The organism is Collinsella sp. AF38-3AC (genome assembly GCF_003474365.1).
In the GTDB taxonomy this organism is placed as follows: domain Bacteria; phylum Actinomycetota; class Coriobacteriia; order Coriobacteriales; family Coriobacteriaceae; genus Collinsella.
This window is the reverse complement of the sequence record NZ_QROM01000001.1, coordinates 225908-243763: the sequence shown is the minus strand read 5'-3', so window position 1 is coordinate 243763 and position 17856 is coordinate 225908. Positions and strand designations below refer to the sequence as shown.

The 17856-nt window shown below is 60.5% G+C and carries 12 protein-coding genes; 7 read left to right on the top strand and 5 right to left on the bottom strand.

Annotated features, from left to right (window positions below; all coding sequences use genetic code 11):
- Positions 1-237 precede the first annotated feature (237 nt).
- Positions 238-1575, top strand: a complete 1338-nt coding sequence (locus DW029_RS00915) for a prolyl oligopeptidase family serine peptidase (protein ID WP_118345043.1) — start codon at positions 238-240, stop codon at positions 1573-1575.
- Between the two features lie 265 nt (positions 1576-1840).
- Complete coding sequence (locus DW029_RS00910; RefSeq protein ID WP_118345042.1) at positions 1841-3352, top strand: nucleoside hydrolase-like domain-containing protein; 1512 nt, start codon at positions 1841-1843, stop codon at positions 3350-3352.
- 397 nt (positions 3353-3749) lie between these two features.
- Here DW029_RS00910 and pyrE read toward each other — a convergent pair whose 3' ends face one another.
- Complete coding sequence (pyrE, locus tag DW029_RS00905; RefSeq protein ID WP_117640525.1) at positions 3750-4430, bottom strand: orotate phosphoribosyltransferase; 681 nt, start codon at positions 4428-4430, stop codon at positions 3750-3752.
- 439 nt (positions 4431-4869) lie between these two features.
- Here pyrE and mgtA point away from each other — a divergent pair, with 439 nt between their 5' ends.
- Positions 4870-7638 carry a magnesium-translocating P-type ATPase gene (gene mgtA, locus DW029_RS00900; protein ID WP_118345041.1) on the top strand — a complete coding sequence of 923 codons (2769 nt, stop codon included), beginning with the start codon at positions 4870-4872 and terminating at the stop codon, positions 7636-7638.
- Between the two features lie 99 nt (positions 7639-7737).
- Here the strand turns inward: mgtA and DW029_RS00895 are convergent, their stop codons facing one another.
- Positions 7738-9273, bottom strand: a complete 1536-nt coding sequence (locus DW029_RS00895; RefSeq protein ID WP_233543756.1) for a helix-turn-helix domain-containing protein — start codon at positions 9271-9273, stop codon at positions 7738-7740.
- A 250-nt stretch (positions 9274-9523) separates the two neighbouring features.
- Complete coding sequence (locus tag DW029_RS00890; protein WP_118345039.1) at positions 9524-10852, bottom strand: ATP-binding protein; 1329 nt, start codon at positions 10850-10852, stop codon at positions 9524-9526.
- A gap of 405 nt (positions 10853-11257) precedes the next feature.
- On the opposite strand from DW029_RS00890, the gene DW029_RS00885 reads away from it, so the two are divergent.
- From DW029_RS00885 to DW029_RS00870, 4 genes are all read left to right on the top strand, one after another.
- Positions 11258-11995, top strand: a complete 738-nt coding sequence (locus DW029_RS00885; protein WP_117763326.1) for a DUF4428 domain-containing protein — start codon at positions 11258-11260, stop codon at positions 11993-11995.
- Between the two features lie 24 nt (positions 11996-12019).
- Positions 12020-13342: a hypothetical protein gene (locus DW029_RS00880; protein ID WP_118345038.1), complete on the top strand. Its 1323-nt coding sequence runs from the start codon at positions 12020-12022 to the stop codon at positions 13340-13342.
- A gap of 48 nt (positions 13343-13390) precedes the next feature.
- Entirely contained in the window at positions 13391-14629 is a 1239-nt protein-coding gene (locus tag DW029_RS00875; RefSeq protein ID WP_117798884.1) for an SPFH domain-containing protein, read from the top strand.
- An 80-nt stretch (positions 14630-14709) separates the two neighbouring features.
- A complete protein-coding gene (locus tag DW029_RS00870; protein ID WP_118345037.1) occupies positions 14710-15549 on the top strand; it encodes a hypothetical protein in 840 nt (279 codons plus the stop codon).
- 193 nt (positions 15550-15742) lie between these two features.
- On the opposite strand, the gene DW029_RS00865 is transcribed toward DW029_RS00870, so the two are convergent.
- Both DW029_RS00865 and DW029_RS00860 read right to left on the bottom strand, forming a co-directional pair.
- Positions 15743-16366 (bottom strand): response regulator transcription factor, encoded by a 624-nt coding sequence (locus DW029_RS00865; protein ID WP_118273255.1) that lies wholly within the window; start codon positions 16364-16366, stop codon positions 15743-15745.
- Positions 16363-17856 carry a sensor histidine kinase gene (locus tag DW029_RS00860; RefSeq protein ID WP_118345036.1) on the bottom strand — a complete coding sequence of 498 codons (1494 nt, stop codon included), beginning with the start codon at positions 17854-17856 and terminating at the stop codon, positions 16363-16365. The genes DW029_RS00865 and DW029_RS00860 overlap by 4 nt, the downstream gene beginning before the upstream one ends.

The window sequence follows — 17856 nt, the reverse complement described above, 5'->3', positions numbered from 1 at the left end:
GTATTGGTATTTGGCTAATTACGTGGGCTTTTACTTTGATGAACACCTCTATAGCCTGTTAACTCATTAACAAAAGCCATGCTAGACGTTAGTAAATATGTGTTTAGCTGTTGATTGCGCGTTCACTTTTGCCGTTTACCGAGTTCAGCTGCTTGTTCTACAATTCTGGATTAAACTAAACATGTTTAGATTGTATTGCCGATTATGTTTAGTATTTGCGGCACAAGGGAGCAGCTTATGGAACTCAAATCGTGTACCTACGCAACCGTCACCACCTTGGGCGACTTTGGCCCCTGGATCAGCAAGGTCGTACTCGACCTGCCCTGCACCGTACGCGCCAACGATATCGACGCGAACACCTTCCATATATATGCAGAGCGTCACGAGCGCACGGGCGAGGTCCTGATGCGCAAGGAGCGCGGTGCCGACCATGCCGCGCCCTCCGTGGGCTACATCGACGTTCTCGCCGCATATCCGTGTGACGAGAACGGGCGCAAACTCGCCGTAAGCACCCATGCGGCGCTTGAGGTCGCCGAGCAGCGCCTGACCAAAAAGATCGAAGGCGGCGTCATGGGCTCGCGCATGCTCGACGACCAGATGCGCATCACGCAGCTCGCGGCTCTTCCCGGCAACGACGGCGACGACCCCACCGTGGGGCTCGTCTTCGACACCTGCCGTGGCGATATCTGCCCCGCGCTCAAGGGCTGGCATAACGCCGTGCAGCAGACGCCCGTCGACGGCATCGCGCTCGAGTACGGCTATTTTGAGCCGAGCTTTGAGCCCGCTGACTCCGCGCTTTTCAACCCGTTTGCGCCCAAGGACACGCCCGCCGTCGAGAAGGCGCCGCTGATCGTGTACCTGCACGGCGCCGGCGAGGGCAAGGGCGCCACACAGGGCGAGGGCGCAACGCGTGCCTACACCGGCAACCGCGTGACAGCGCTCTCGCAAAAGCAGATTCAGCGCTACTTTGGCGGCTTTGCCTGGGTTCTTGTGCCGCAGTCGCCCACGTTTTGGATGGACAACGGCGTCGAGCAGCTCGGTCGCTCCAACCAGAGCATCTACTCCCCCGTGCTCAAGGCGCTCATCGACGAGTTTGTCGCCGAGCATGCCGACCGCATCGACACCAATCGTATCGTGGTCGCCGGCCTTTCCAACGGCGGCTTTATGACCCTGCGCCTGTGCGCCGACTACCCCGATTTCTTCGCCGCGGGCCTTCCCTGCTGCGCGCCGTGGTACAACGCCACGGACGAGGACGTGGCCGCACTCTCCAAGACGCCGCTGTGGTTTACGCACTCCAAGGGCGACGAGCTCGTGTGCCCGCAGCAGACGGTGCTGCCGCTCACGGCGCGCCTGCGTGATGCCGACGCCAACGTGCACCTCACCTACTTTAGCCATGTCGAGGACCTGACCGGCGTGTACCGCGAGGCCGACGGCTCGCCCAAGAAGACGTTCAATCACGGCGTGTGGATCCACCAGTTCAACGACCTGTGTTATCAAGACTTCGACGGGGGCAACGTACTCATCGACGGCGAGCCGGTGGGCTGCTGGGAGTGGTCGGCCAGGGTCGAACGGTAATCTGTCCCAGCGCGGGGACCGGGGCTTAGCTTTGCAAACGTCCTCGGGCATGCATGGGCCGGCGCTTTGCGCTTCGCGCTGCGCCGCCCCATGCCCCCTGCGGAATGTTTGCAAAGCTAAGCCCCGGTCCCCGCTGCGTTTCCATTGTCATTGGCCCTGGCCGAGCGCTTCCGGCGGACCACCGGGTCGGTGGCGATGGGGGCGTGGGTCCCGTCTTGCCTTGCGCGTAACTGGCTGAAAAAAAATCTTGGCTGGAGTTGTTCCTATGTCTCAGAATTTGACTCGAGTGATTGTTACCACCGATATGGAAGTCGATGATATGAACTCTCTGGTTCATTTGGCTCTGTATCTCAATGTGCTCGATGTGCAGGCTGTGGTGTACACGGCTTCGCAATATCACTTTCTTGGCGATGGTGTCCATACGCTGGGCGAGGTGAATCCGCATTGGCGGACCAAAGGCGTGCGCTCCTATACCTGGGACGTCGTTCCGCACGAGCCCGACCCCGAAGCTGGCTCGCTCATGGAGTACCGCCCATTCCCCAAGGGTTGGATCGAAAGCCTGTGGAGCAACGAGTATGCCCAGGCCTGGCCGCAGCTGCAGGCCAATGCCGCTGCCGCCGGCGAGCCGTCCTTCCCCACGCCCGCTCAGATGATCGAGCGCACCTATATGGGCAACGCCGCCTTTGAGGGCGACGTACGCGAGGAAACGCCCGGTTCGCGCGTCATCGCCAACGCCATCATGGATGATGACCCCCGCGCGCTGTGGCTCCTTTCCTGGGGCGGTATGAACACTATCGTTCGCGCCCTCATGTCCATCGCCGAACAATGGCAGAACACACCCGAGTGGCCCGCCGTGCAGCAGAGGGTCCATCAGAAGGTGCGCGTGATGGGTGTTGCCGATGGCGTAGGGCAGGACAACTCATGGCTCGACCATGGGCGCGAGCTCTTTCCCGAGCTCGTCTTTTGGCGCGTGCCCTATAGGTACGGCGGCTATATCGACGCCAAGACGGCTCAGCCCGATACGCTGCCGCTATTTAAGGCCCCTTGGCCCGAGCAGAATCTCACGCAGGGAAACGGCCCCCTCATGGCGCGCTATGTGCTCTATGGCGATGGCAAGGTCTACGAAAACGAGCCCGAGCGCTTTCAGTTTGGCAAGCATGCCCGTCTGGATTGGGGCCTGGAGGGCATGCCCGCGATGCAGTTTGAGCGCGGCGACTTTATGGCCGAAGGCGACAGCATGACCTATATTCCGCTGCTGCCGTTTGGCCTGCGCGGTATCGACGACCCCGACTTCGATACGCTACTCGGCCGCATGTTTCATGATGGGCGCCCCGATGCAGACGCACCCACCGTTTTTGCCGCCATCAGCACGCCTGCAGACGACAACCCCAATCCCTACCTGCGCGCCTATCAGGAAGACTTTGCCGCCCGCGCGCAATGGTGTGCCCATGATCCGGCAGCCTGCTCGCATCCGGCGCATGTTGTCGAAGCTGTGGCCGATCGCAGTGCCGTAGCCGGCGAACGCGTCGCCCTTGCAGCGACCATCGTCGACCCCGACGACAAGGGCTTCGATGCGCATTGGGATGTCGCCGTGGACCCGTCGAGCTATGCGGGCGCCCAAGACCTGTCGCTGTGGCAAAAATGCACGCCGGACACCACTTTCGTCGTGCCCGCCGACGCACGGCCCGGCGATCGCTTCGCGCTCACCCTCACCGTGCAGACACGCGCCGAGCGCCCCTGCAGCCGCTACGCCCAGGTCGCCATCACCGTCGCGTAGCAACCGACGGCGCCCACATTCGGCAAGGAGTGTCCCCAGGCGCCGGCACAAAAGGAACGTCCCCAAGTGCCGCCTGTTCGCCGAGCGAGGATTTTTGGACACTCAAATGACGAGAGTGGATAATCTCCCACTTTGAGCCCGCAAACAGACCAAAAACGGGAGATTATCCACTCTCACTCTACGGGCACTCATTTAAGTACGTCCCCAATGAGTACCCCCACGGCAACGGCACCGCCGATGTTTTGGCAACGACAGCGAAAACCCGCCAGAGCGAGCAAGGTGCCTTGAAACGAGGCGGCATTGACCTTCTGGTCATGCCGCCGAAGTTGAAAGGCAGATTGCCGCTCTGGCGGGTTTGCAGCGTCAAGTGGTTACGCGGGTTGGTAAACCCGCGTAACTAACGAACTCCGTACTGCTCGTAGTAGGCGTCGATGGCGGTCTTGAGCTCGTCGTCGATGACGACCTTACCGTCGATCTCGTGGTTGTAGAGGGTCTCGACGACCTCGGCCATGGAGACGATGCTCGCGACAGGGAAGCCGTACTTGGCCTCGATCTCCTTCTGCGCGGTGGTCACGCCGCCCTTGCCGACCTCCATGCGGTTGAGGGACACGATCAGGCCCTTGATCTCGACATCGGCAGCAGCCTTGACCTTGGGATAGGTCTCGTCGATGGACTTGCCGCTGGTGGTGACGTCCTCGACCATGACCACGCGGTCGCCGTCCTGGGGCTCATAACCCAGCAGGTTGCCCTTATCGGCACCGTGGTCCTTGGCCTCCTTGCGGTCGCAGCAGTACTTGACCTCCTTGCCGTACAGCTCGTGGTAGGCAATGGCGGTCACGACGGCCAGCGGAATACCCTTGTAGGCCGGCCCAAACAGCACATCAAAGTCGTCGCCAAAGTTATCGTGGATAGCCTGGGCGTAATACTCGCCCAGCTTCTTGAGCTGGTAGCCCGTCACGTAAGCGCCGGCGTTCATAAAGAACGGGGATTGACGGCCGCTCTTGAGCGTAAAGCTGCCGAATTTAAGAACGTCGGACTCGACCATAAACTTGATGAACTCTTGCTTGTAAGCCTCCATGCGGGCTCCTCTCGTAATCGCGTACGTGCCTTCCAGTTTAGCGCAGGCGAAGCGTCGATGCGGGCGCGCTTTGAGGCCACGGCATTCTGTAAAGGCTTTGTCAGGGGCAACGGTTTTCCGAACAATGGGGGTTGACATGTCAAACCCCCTCATCAAGAATACGGGCGGATTAAAACGGGTACGAGATACCCAAAGCGCGCTGCGCCCGTCCATAAGGAGGTGTGCCATGGAAGGCAGTCATAGTCGAAAAACCTGCATGCCGCCCTCGGCACGCCGCGAGGACTCCGCACACGCATAAGCACCAATAGCCGATCGTCAAAACCACCACAAAGGTGCCTGTCCCCTTTGTGGTGGCTCGCAAGCATGACGTGAGCGACATCTAGGTTTTTTTGAAGCAAATACGACACGTACGCTAACTCCCTTCAACAAGGAGGACCCTATGCTGATGCTCAAAACCGCCACGGTACTCGAAGCCATCTCCAAGCGCCGCCGCACGGCGCGCCCTGCCGCTCACACCGGCCTTGCCAAGAACACCATATTCGCCGCCACCCATAGCGCCGATGACGCCCTCGTGCTGCTCGACGCCACGGCCGACGGGCTCACTGCCGAGCACGCCGCCGAGCGCCTGGACGCCGCCGGCCCCAACACCATCGAGGCGCCGACCAAGACGCTCGCCCGCCGCATCGCCGACGCATTCATCGATCCCTTCGCCGGCATCCTCGCCGCGCTCGCGCTGGTCTCGCTCTACATCGACGTGCTCGCCGTGCCCGAGCCGCAGCGCGATCCCTCCACGGTCATCGTCATCGGCATCATGCTGCTGGTATCGGGCGGCATGAAGTTTATCCAGGAAGCCCGCGGCGGCAATGCGGCCGAGGCCCTCAAGGACCTGGTCTCCAACACCTGCTGCGCCCTGCGCGACGGCGAGCGTCTCGAGATTCCCTTCGACGAGCTCGTCCCCGGCGATGTGATCCGCCTCTCTGCCGGCGATATGGTGCCGGCCGACGCCCGCATCATCGCCGCGCGCGACCTGTTTGTGATCGAGTCCGCGCTCACCGGCGAGAGCGAGGCCGTCGAGAAAACCGCTGCCGCCACGGTTATCGAGGGCGCCGACAGCTCCGCGCTGCCGCTCTCTGCCTGCAAGAACATCGTCTTTACCGGCACCTCCGTGCAAAACGGCACCGCCATGGCACTTGTCGTTGCCACCGGCTCGGACACTTACCTGGGCGGCATCGCCAAGATGCTCAACGGGCGCGGCGAGAAGAGCGCGTTTGACCGCGGCGTCTCGAGCGTCTCCATGCTGCTCGTACGCCTCATGCTCGTTATGGCGCCGGCCGTCTTTGCCATCAACGCCGCCACCAAGGGCAACGTCATCGACGCGCTGCTGTTCGCCACGAGCGTGGCCGTGGGCATCACGCCGCAGATGCTTCCCGTCATCGTGACCACGAGCCTGTCGCAGGGCGCCAAGGACCTCGCCCGTCGTCAGGTTATCGTCAAGGAACTGCCGGCGATCCAAAACCTCGGCGCGATGGACGTCCTGTGCTGCGACAAGACCGGCACCCTCACCGAAGACCGCATCGTGCTCGAGCGCTACCTCAACACCGACGGCAACGAGGACACACGCGTGCTGCGCCATGCGTTTTTGAACAGCTTCTTCCAGACTGGCCTCAAGAACCTTATCGACCTGGCCGTCATCGACCGCGCCGACGTGACGCCCTCGACCGTCGCGCCCGATTCCATGCTGGGCCAGAGCCTGCGTGACCGCTATGCCAAGGTCGACGAGGTGCCCTTCGATTTCTCGCGCCGTCGCCTGAGCGTAGTTGTAGCCGACGCCCAAGGCAAAACCCAGATGGTTACCAAGGGAGCTGCCGAGGAGATGCTCGAGATCTGCTCCTTTGTCGAGGTCGATGGCATCGCTCAGCCGCTCACCGACGAGAAGCTCGCCCAGATTCGCAAGCAGGTCGCTGGGCTTAACGCCGAGGGCCTGCGCGTGATTGCTGTGGCGCAGAAGACCGATCCGCGCTGCGTGGGCGAGTTTGGCATCGCCGACGAGTGCGACATGGTGCTGATGGGCTTTTTGGCCTTCCTCGATCCGCCCAAAGCAAGTGCCGCGGGCGCCGTCGCCACCCTCGAGGCCAAGGGCGTCGCCGTTAAGGTCCTGACCGGCGACAATGACCGTGTCGCCGCCACCGTCTGCGAGCAGATCGGCATCGACGCGAGCAACGTCTTGCTGGGCTCCGAGATCGATGCGCTCGACGACGCCGAGCTTGCCGAGCGCGCCGAGAACACCCACCTCTTCGCCAAGCTCTCGCCGCTGCAGAAGGCGCGCCTGGTGCGCGTCATGCGCGAGTTGCTCGGCCACACCGTGGGCTTTATGGGCGACGGCATCAACGACGCCGCCGCGATGCGTGCGAGCGACTGCGGCATCTCGGTCGACTCCGCCGTCGATATCGCCAAGGAATCCGCCGATATCATCTTGCTCCAAAAGGACCTGGGCGTGCTCGAGCGCGGCATCATCGAAGGCCGCCGCACCTACGGCAACCTGCTCAAGTACCTCAAGACCACGGTGAGCTCCAACTTTGGCAACGTGCTGTCCGTAACCGCTGCGAGCCTGTTCTTGCCGTTTTTGCCCATGAGCGCTCTGCAGCTGGTGCTGCTGTCGCTGGTCTACGAGATCGTGTGCATCGCACTGCCGTGGGACACCGTCGACAACGCCTGGACTGCCCGCCCGCGCGCTTGGGACGCTGCGTCCATCAAGGGCTTTATGCTCGAGCTGGGCCCCGTGAGCTCGCTGTTTGACATCGTGACCTTCGCCGCTCTCTTCTTTGTGGTGTGCCCCGCCGCCGTGGGCGCAAGCTGGTCCGAGCTTGCCGCCGCGGGCGACGTCGCGGGTATGGCGACCTTTGCGGCGCTCTTCCAGAGTGGCTGGTTTGTCGAGTCCATGTGGTCGCAGACGCTCGTGATCCACATGCTGCGCTCCCCGCGCCTGCCGAGCCCGCGCGACCACGCCGCGCCCGCGCTGTGCGTTCTCACCGTGCTGGGCCTGGCGCTCGTCACTTGGCTGCCGGCAAGCCCCATCGCCGATGCACTGGGGCTCATGCCGCTGCCAACGAGCTTCTTCGCGCTGCTCATCGGCATCGTCGGCTCCTACGTCGCGCTCACCCAGCTGGCCAAGCGCCGCTACATCGCCCGCCACGGCGAGCTGCTGTAGCGTTGCCGGCACCATCGTCAAGAATGTCTGGGCCGTCGCGACCCACCCCTGCTGGCCGCAGCGGCCCAAAACAGCTAAAAAAGCCCCGTCCCAAATTAGCTAGTCTTGAGGCGTCCAGGACCAGAAGAAGTTAATGAGGGCCACGCGCGAGGCGGCACCGGTCTTTTTGTTGATTGAGGCGATATGACGGTAGAGCGTAGAGCGCGAAAGGAAGAGCGTTGCAGCGATATCCTGAACGCTCTCGTGCGATGCGACCAAGGCCTCCAAAATATCGCGCTCGCGCTCTGTAAGCTCAAAGGCGGCGACAAAGGCATGGAGACGTTCGTCGAGCGTGAGCTCCGGCACCTCCGCGGAAGCGGGCTCGCTCTGAGCAGACGCGCGATCCGCGCCAAGATCATCGGCAGCAAACGCCAGCTCGCCGGGCACCGCAGCGTCATCTGCCCGATGCCCAAACTGTCCCAGCAGCGAAATCGCAATGCCCACAAACAGTACGAGCACCGCACCCACCGCCAGCAGCACGTTCTGGCTCGAGATAATCGCCACCGCCGGCGCCGACACGAGCATCGCGCAAATGTTGCTGATGACACGACCCATGCACGGCCACAGATACGACCAGTGCGCATAAACCGAAATGGCAGCAAATTTCGTCGTAAAAAACACCACGAAGAAGCCCGAACCCAGATAGAAAATCGCCATGGCCGCAAGCACATTGCCGCCATTGCCGTCGACGAGCAAGACAAAGAACGAAAGCGTGGACAACATGGCAGTGCAAGTCATGGTGATGTTCATATACGAACGACCGTGCAGGTCAAACAAGGCGCCGGCAGCTAGAGCGCTCGCCGCCATCAACAGGCGCGGCCAATCGCCCAAATCGATGGCCCCGGCGGCATGCGAGGTCGTGAGCCCTGCATTGAGGGCGGCAAACACACCGGTAAGGCAGGCGGTTGCGACCGTCAGACGCACCACGGCGCGCCGAAAAGCCGCCGTTGATTCAGAATCGTCTTGCCACTTGGCGCCAAATTCCGACGCATCCACCGAAAGCTCGGCGATATCGGACTCGCGCCCAACCTCAGGCTCACCGTGTAGCTTGGCGCGACGGACGTTGTGGAGCAGTACCACCTGCGCAACCGCACAGGCAACAAGAACAAACTGCTGCGGAATCCCCGCAGGCATCACCATATGGTTGAGCACCTGCAGCAAAACGCCCAAAGCATACGAAAGTGCCAACACGCGCGCCAAATACGGCGTCCGTGCAAAGCGTCGCGCAAAGTTGGCATGGGCGGTCGATCCGCAGTAGCCCAGCGTGCAGAACGTCAGCAACCCGCCGGCAATGAGCATCTCAAATTGAGCCGCCATCATCAACAGCAGCAACGCCGATGCCAGCAACACGCCCGCGATGTCGCTTGTCGTATCGATCGCACGGGGACGGCGGTAGTACAGAAGGGGACGCACAAGAAAGCCGATTGCGCTCGCGCCGACGATGAAGCTCTCGTAGACAACGACCTCGCTCGGCGGCACAAACTCGGCAACGCGCACGTCAAAAAGATACTCGCCAGCCAAATACGTAAAATAGAACAGCGCTAGGCATATAATCTCCCGAATGCCCCGACGTAAGTATGCGGCTGTGTCTCCCATGCCTCTCATGAATCCCCCCCCCGCCGCTCAACTGTTTGGATTTCAATTTTAATAAAGAATCAGTCCCGATAACGAAGCCAAGCTCGAAATGCCGCGAATTTGACCCCAGTAGTCCACGGCGTGCAGCGTTTTTGAGCCGTCTGTCCCAGAAGGAGCACGACGTGGACTGCTTGCTCGGCAAAGAGTGTCCCCGGCGACCAGTCGTTTAAGAACGTCCCCAATGACTACCCTAGAGCTCTCAACCCTTCATCTATGGCATTTCTTTTAGCAGGCCCGCCATATATAGGGGCAAATACAATATCGCCTTTCCATCCACCACGTTGTCCCGGTGAAGCACGACCGCCCGAGCCAATCCATAGTTTTCGACGCTCATCAGGCGATCGAGGGCAACGTGCTTTGTGCTGTACCTACCCGATTTGACCTCGATAGGCAAAACGACGGGGCTCCGCTTATCCTCGATAATAAAATCGACTTCTCCAACCTTGGCCGCGTTAAAGTAGAACAACGAAGAGTAGCCGCATGCGCGCAGCTCCTGGGCGACCGCATTCTCAAAAGCCTGCCCAAAGTTGATCGATTCCCGCTGCGCAACAATGGCCTCGACATCAGCGGGAGAAAAAGTAGAGAACAGCAGCCCCACATCGCTCAGGTAGAACTTGAAAAAACTGTCTTCCCGCGAGAGACCCAAGGGGAACATGGGCTCGCTCACCCTCTTAACCGGGATCGCAACGCCCGCATTAACAAGCCAGTCAAAATCAGGCTGCAAATCCAAAAATCGTTTCCGCTTGTCTATCCCGGTAACGAGAAAGCGCTTGTTCTCTTTATTGAGCTGCGCGGGCATGGCATCGTAGATCGTCCTGATCCGTTGAGCATGCGCGGGGGCTTCGGCGTACCGTGCGATATCTGCGCGATATGCTTCGAGAATGCCCTGCTGACGAGCGCGCATCGCCTGTGTATCATGAGTTGAGACGAACAGCTGAACGGCCTCAGGCATGCCACCCACAAGGACATACCGATAATACGTCTCGATCAACCGTTCATGAATAAACGGAGGCACTTGTTCCCGTTTGCGATAACAGGCACGAACGACATCCCATAATGATTCGTCGACTCCCAGAGCCCAGGAGAATTCCTCGAAATCCATGGGAAACATCTCGAGGATATCGATAGTACCTACCGGCAACGACCGAAAATGGAACGCCTCAATCCCGAGCATGGAGCCGGAGTAAATGACATCGAAACGATCGTCTTGCGCAAGATAACGCATCCAGGTGATGGCGTCTCCGCAACGCTGCACCTCATCAAAAAACAGAAGCGTCTTTGTATCCAAAGCGATGGGCGATGAAGCCAGTGCGGTGATTCTCACAATGAGGTCATCGAGGCTCCTTGCCTCCCCTATGAGCTCGACCGCGTCGGGTCTCTCCACGAAGTCGATTTTCAGGAAGCTTCTATAGTTGTCACGGGCGAACTGCTCGACAGCGCTTGTTTTGCCAACTTGTCGAGCACCGGTAATAAGCAGTCCCTGCCCGGTTTTAGTCTGTTTCCAGCTTTCAATTTTCTCGATTATTTTACGCTTGAGCATAACTTGCCTCCCTTTTCCTATTTTAACTGGGATAACTGCAAAATTCCAATTGAGTATTTATATATTTCAACATAATCTCAATTGGAATTGACCTCTATTGAACATTTTTAGAAAGCGTTGATCGAATTTCCGACAGCGGGTGGGGCCATAACCAACCTGTCTCTCGAGAAGAGCCCCCCACAAGGAGTGTCCCCAGGTGCCGGCAGAAAGGAACGTCCCCAAGTGCCACCCTTTGGCAAAGAGTGTCCCCGGCGACTAGTCGTTTAAGAACGTCCCCGATGACTGCCCAAAATGGGCCATGTGTCCCAGTTGTGGAGACTTCTTGAGCCGCTTGGGTATCGTGAAAGGCCGCGCACTCACCCATCATCAAAAGTGACACACGCTACCAGTTGATGGGAGGCAGCCATGGGCTTCTTTGACAAGATGTTCGAGAAGAAAGAGTGCGCGATTTGCGGTACCGAGCTGGGTCTTTTGGGAAAGACCAAGATCAACGAAGGCTACCTGTGCAAAGAGTGCGCCGGCAAGCTCTCCCCCTTCTTTAGCGGCTGGCGCTCCAGCACCGCAGACGACATCCGCGAGCAGCTCGCCTACCGCGAGGCCAATGCCGAACGCCTGGCGTCGTTCAACCCCACGCGCACGCTTTCTGCCGGACGCACCAACATCATGCTCGACGAGGACGCGGGCCAGCTGATCATTACCTCGCAGAGCCGCTGGCGCGACGCCAACCCCGACATCATCGAGTTCTCGCAGGTACTCGGCTGCGACATGGACATCGACGAGCATCGCACCGAGGTCTATCGCGAGACCAAGGACGGCGAGCGCAAGAGCTACGACCCGCCGCGCTACGACCTGGATTACGACTTTAACCTGACCATCCACGTCAACACGCCGTACTTTACCGAGATCGGCCTGCGCGTGAACGACTCCACCATCGAGCAGCGCGGATCCGTTGAGTACCGCGAGGCCAAGCGCCAGGCAACCGAAGTCCGCGACGCGCTGGTGCAGCTGCGCCAGGAGACGCGCGATAGCGTCGCGGCCGCCAAGGCTCCCAAGACTGCAGTCACCTGTCCCTTCTGTGGTGCAACCACGATTCCCGATGCCAGTGGGCGCTGCGAATACTGCGGCGGCGCCATCGGCGCATAGTCCCCGGCGCAGAAAGGACCGATCATGGCCTTCGAGAGCGTCAACTATCAGTGCCCTGCGTGTGGCGGCCCCCTTCACTTTGCCAGCGCCGAGCAAAAGCTCGTCTGCGACTACTGCGATTCGCGCTTTGAAGTCGAAGAGGTCGAGGCTCTCTATCGCGAGCGCCAGGGCAAGGCGGATGCCAAAGCCGACGCCGCGGCCACGGCGTCCAAGCCCGCTGTCGACGACGCGGTACAGGAGCTTGCCCAAAACGCCGGCTATATCTGCTCGTCGTGCGGCGCCGAGCTGGTCTCGGACGGCACGGTCGCCGTTACCACCTGCCCATACTGCGGCAACCCCGCCGTGGCACCCGGTCAGCTCTCGGGCGACTTCTCGCCCGACCTGGTGATCCCGTTTAAGCTCGGGCGCGATGACGTTATGGCCGCACTCAAAGAGCACTACAAGGGCAAGATCTTGCTGCCCAAGAACTTTGTCACCGGCAACCACATCGACGAGGTCCAAGGTGTCTACGTGCCGTTTTGGCTCTACGGCGCCCGCGTTGACGGCGAAGTGTACTTTGACGCGACCAACGAGACCGTGACCGAGGAATCCGACCGCACCGTCACGACCACCGACCACTACGATGCCTATCGCAAGGGCAATATCTCGTTTAAGCGCGTGCCCGTCGACGGATCGTCCAAGATGCCCGACGGCCATATGGACGCCATCGAGCCGTTTGATTACGAGGCTCTGCGCCCGTTCTCGGTCGCCTATATGCCCGGCTACATCGCCAACCGTTACGATGAGGATTGCGAGACGTGCAAGGCGCGCGCCGAGCGCCGTATGGAAGAAAGCACGGTCTCGGCCCTGCGTGAGACTGTCGTCGACGAATATGACGACGCCACGGTCGAAAGCAAGCAGCTCGATTACACCTGGGAAGACAGTGACTACGCTCTGTTCCCCGTCTGGATGCTTTCCACCTCATGGAACGGCAAGCGCTACCTGTTTGCCATGAACGGCCAGACCGGCCGCATGGTCGGCGAGCTTCCCTGCTCCAAGCCCAAGCTCGCTGTTGCCTCGGTGCTGTTCTTTGTGATCGGATTTATCCTCTCCCAGATTCTCTTTATGGGTGAGAACGCCTTCGATCCGAATTACCTCACCTTTGACATCGAAGGCATCCTCATCAACATCATCGCGCCGCTGATCATCGTGATTATCGGAGACGTGCTACTGGTAGGCCAGCTCAAGACGGCCAACGAGGCCACCCACGCCGACGAGTACTGCGGCGAGCTCGACCTGACCGAGAAGCACGACACCTTCAGCCACACCGAGACCACCGTTGTCATGAAAGACGACAAGGACGACTAAGCAATCCAACCAATACCACCCGGCCTTTGACGAGAAAGGAAGATCACCATGGGACTCTTGAAAGCTGGATTGGGAGCTGCCGGCGGCGTCATGGCCGACCAGTGGAAGGAATATATCTACTGCGAATCGATGCCTGCTGACGTCTTGGCCTGCAAGGGCAGCAAACGCACCGGTGGCCGCAGCTCCAACACGCGCGGCGAGGACAACGTCATCTCCAACGGCTCGGTCATCGCCGTCAACGACGGCCAGGGCATGCTCGTGGTGCAAAACGGCAAGATCATCGAAGTCGCGCTGGAGCCCGGTGAGTTCGTCTTCGATACCGGCAGCGAGCCGAGCGTCTTTAGCGGCAACCTGGGCGATTCCATCAAGGAGACCTTCGCCAATATCGGCAGCCGCTTTACCTTTGGCGGCGACGCGGGCAAGGACCAGCGCGTCTACTTCATCAACACCAAGGAGATCATCGGCAACAAGTACGGCACCGCCTCGCCCGTACCCTTCCGCGTGGTCGATAACAACATTGGCCTGGACGTCGACATCTCCGTGCGCTGCAACGGCGAGTATTCGTACCGCATCACCAACCCGCTGCTGTTCTACACCAACGTATGCGGCAACGTGACCGATAGTTACACGCGCGACAAGATCGACAGCCAGCTTAAGTCCGAGCTGCTCACCGCCTTGCAGCCCGCCTTTGCCAAGATCTCGGAGATGGGCATCCGCTACAGCGCCATCCCCGGCCACACCACCGAGCTCGCCCGCGCGCTCAACGAGGTTCTCTCTGCCGACTGGCGTGACCTGCGCGGCGTCGAGATCGTGAGCTTTGGCGTTAACTCCATCGCCGCCTCGCAAGAAGACGAGCAGATGATCAAGGATCTGCAGAAGGCAGCGGTCATGCGCGACCCCACCATGGCGGCCGCCAACATCGCCAGCGCCCAGAGCGACGCGATGCGTGCCGCGGCGGCCAACCCCAACGGCGCGATGGCAGGCTTTATGGGCATGGGCATGGCAGGTGGCATGGGCGGCATGAACGCCAGCCAGCTGTTCGCCGCCGGCCAGGCGCAGCAGCAGACCGCCCCGCAGCCGGCTCCGGCACCCGCTCCCGCACCGGCTCCCGCCGCACCTGCGGCCGGCACGTGGACCTGCAGCTGCGGCGCCACCAACACCGGCAAGTTCTGCTCCGAGTGCGGCAGTCCCGCACCCGCCCCGGCGCCGGCCAAGTGGTTCTGCCCCAACTGCGGTAGCGAAAACGGCGGCAAGTTCTGCAGCAACTGCGGAACGCCTAGGCCCTAACCCCTTTATCTGGTAATTGGCGGGGGATCCGCCACCCCCGCATTTGCTTCTATGGGTTTTCACACAAGAAGGAGGACACCATGAAGACAACGTTCAAAAAGTCCGCACTCGCATTTCTGACATGCGTCTTGGCGCTCGCCTTTGCCCTCACGGGCTGCAGCGGCGGCAAAGACCCCAAGGCCAACTTTGTCGGCAGCTGGAAGCTCTCGGGTGGAACCACGGAGGGCGAAGAGCTGACCGATGAGTATATGGATATGTTCGAGGAATGGGGCATCAGCTGCATCTTGGTCCTGGACGAAGACGGCACGGGCAGCCTCGATTTGTTCTCCGAAGTTTCCGACCTAAAGTGGGAGGCCAAGGACGCTACCACCGCGAGTATCACCGTCGACAAGGAGACGACCGACGTGAAGCTCGAGGACGGCAAGCTTGTCCTTGAGGACGGCGAGGACAAGCTCATCTTTAGCAAGTCCGATAAGGACCTGTCCGGTACCGTGAAGAAGGATCGCGAGACCACCGAGAAGGAAGAGGAAGTCGAGGAGGCCGTCGAAGACGGCGATGTCCAGAGCGTCGAAATCTCCCCCGCCGTCACTGTCGCCGATGACGACCTGTGCACCATCACCATCACCGAGAAGTTCCAGGACGACTGGGGCGACATCGGCTTTGTCGTCAACATCGTCAACAAGAGCGACAAGGACCTGACCTTCTACGCCCCCACCGGCAAGACAAACGTCAACGGCACCATGAAGGAAGCCTGGTTCTCGGCCCACCTGATGCCCGGCACCAACGCCACCGAAGAGTTCACCTTCTCGAACGGCACGCTTGACAGCTTCGACAGCCTAGTCAACACGACCATCGGCATCGACGCCTACCTGACCGATTCCTACGAGGACGTCGCTTCCTACAGCGCAACCATCGCGTAGCGACAGACATCGACAGCCGCGGATTGGCGGACAAACCCGCGCGCGTACCAGACGGGGCCGCAGGAAATGATCCTGCGGCCCCGTCGCTTTGCGTCGCAACGCTCTGCCCACGCAAGCAGGCCGCCCGCCGCTTCCAGGTGCGATGCGGCGGGCGGCCTGCTTTTTAGCGTCGAAGCGCGGTCGAGAGCATCGATTACGGACGCTCCATATTGGGGACGATGCTGCCCTCGGTCACCGCATGCACTGCCAGGCGCATGATATTGTCGTAGCCGGTCTTGCTCAGAATCTCCGAGATGCGGCGCTTGACGGTGCCCTCACTCATAAACAGCTCGCCCGCAATCTCGCGACGGCTCTTGCCCTCGCAGGCAAGGCGCAAAATCGACAGCTCAACATCATCGAGGGCCGCCGTGCCCGAGAAAATGCTCTCGGGCGGTTTGGGAAACGTGCAGTAGCCCGCCAGCGTGGAGCGCATCACGCCAAACAGCTCGTCGATACCGACATTCTTGTACACAAAGCTATCGACGCCCGCCTCGCGCGCCTGATCGACAAAGGTGATCTCGGGCATACCCGTCATAATGATGACACGGCACTCGGGCAGTTCCTCTTTAATACGCGCTGCCGCCACGATGCCATTGGAATCGTGCTCGGTGCACACGTCCATCAGTATCATGTCCGGGCGCTCCTTGAGCACGACATCGAGGGCTTCGGAAGCATCGGCTATCGCGGCGACAACGGTCATATCGGACTGGTCGCCAACGGAGCGTGCGAGACTCTCGCGCAAGATGGCCTGGTCTTCGACGATGAGCACGCGGATCATGAGCTTCTCCTTTGGACCATGGCGTTGGAGTGCAGCGGAATGGATACCGCAAGCGTAAAGGGCGGGGCGGGACGGACTTCCAAGCTGCCGCCCAGATCTTGCGCGACACGCCTCATACCTGGGATACCCGTTCCTTCGCGATACGATACGGGGGCTGGGGACCCGTCGTTAGAAATAGTCATGTGCGCGACGGCACCAGCATCCGTCCCCTCCTGCCACAGGCGCACGTGGACCTGATGTGCCTGCGCATGCTTGGTAGCATTGGTCGAGGCTTCGCGGATAATCTGCAAGAATGCTGCGGCGACACGTGCATCCTGGGGCAGTGCACCCTCGACATCGATCTGCACGCTCACCAGGCCGAAGGCGTGGACGATATCGCCCAGCTGCTCCGAAGGCTCGCCGGCACCGCCACGGCGCAGATCGGCGGCGATTGAGCGCAGCAACGGGTCAATCTGCTCGAGCGACTCGTCGTCCAAACGCCCCTCCTCCAGATAGCGATGGAGGATAGACAGGCGCTGGCCGATCACATCGTGAACGCGGGCACGCATGCGCAGATAAGCCGCGTTGTCGGCAACTTTTTTGACTTCTTCGATCTGAGCCTGGAGCTCTTTGCCCGCAAGCTCAAGCAGGTGGTTGGCCTGCGCCAGGCGGTCATGCGCATGCGCATACTCTGTCACATCCAGACCGATTATGCGCTCGAACGAACGGCCCGAGACCATAACGTCATCGCACACAAACAGGCGAATCTCGGCGGGAGAAACCTCGACCACAACGCGCGCCTCACCAAAGCGGTCTAAATTGATACGCACGCGGCTCTGGCTGCTTTCGGGCATTTGCATACTGAGTTTGCGCAGATCGTTCCATGTACCGCTCATATCGCCTAGGTCGGTGGGCATATGAAGCTCCACCAGGTTTTTGCGCATGCAGCGGTTCATGAGCAGCGGATGGCCCCTCGGGTCTAGATACAGAATGCCCACGGGAATCACGTTGATGGTTTCAATCGTCGAGAACGCGGTGATGTCCTCCTGGCGGTTACGGACGTCCATCAAAAGCGCTGCGATGGAGCGGAACAGGAAGAACGCTCCCTCTGCGATAAGGACAACGGCCCACGCCGAGCCCATGGCAAAAACCACCGGCGGTGTAACGGCGACAACAAGCAGCAGCTCGGCCAGCATGACAGGGCGACGATAGTGCACCATAAGGACCACGCCATAGGCAAAGATCGCGGCATTGAGCCACAGCACTCCGCCCATTGCCCTGGCGCAAACGTCAAGCGGCGCCACCAGATACGAGCCAGACGACGCGAATAAGATGAGCGCCGAAATCATCAGGTGAAGCACAAGGCTCGCCTCGTAGGCGCAAATCACCTTGCGGTTATAGGACGAGCGCCGCGACGCGATGAGCGGGACGTGGATCGTCTGCAGACACGCAGCCAGGGCAAAGACAACGTCGAGCGCAACAATCTGAGGAAGGATAAGCGGAATCTGCAT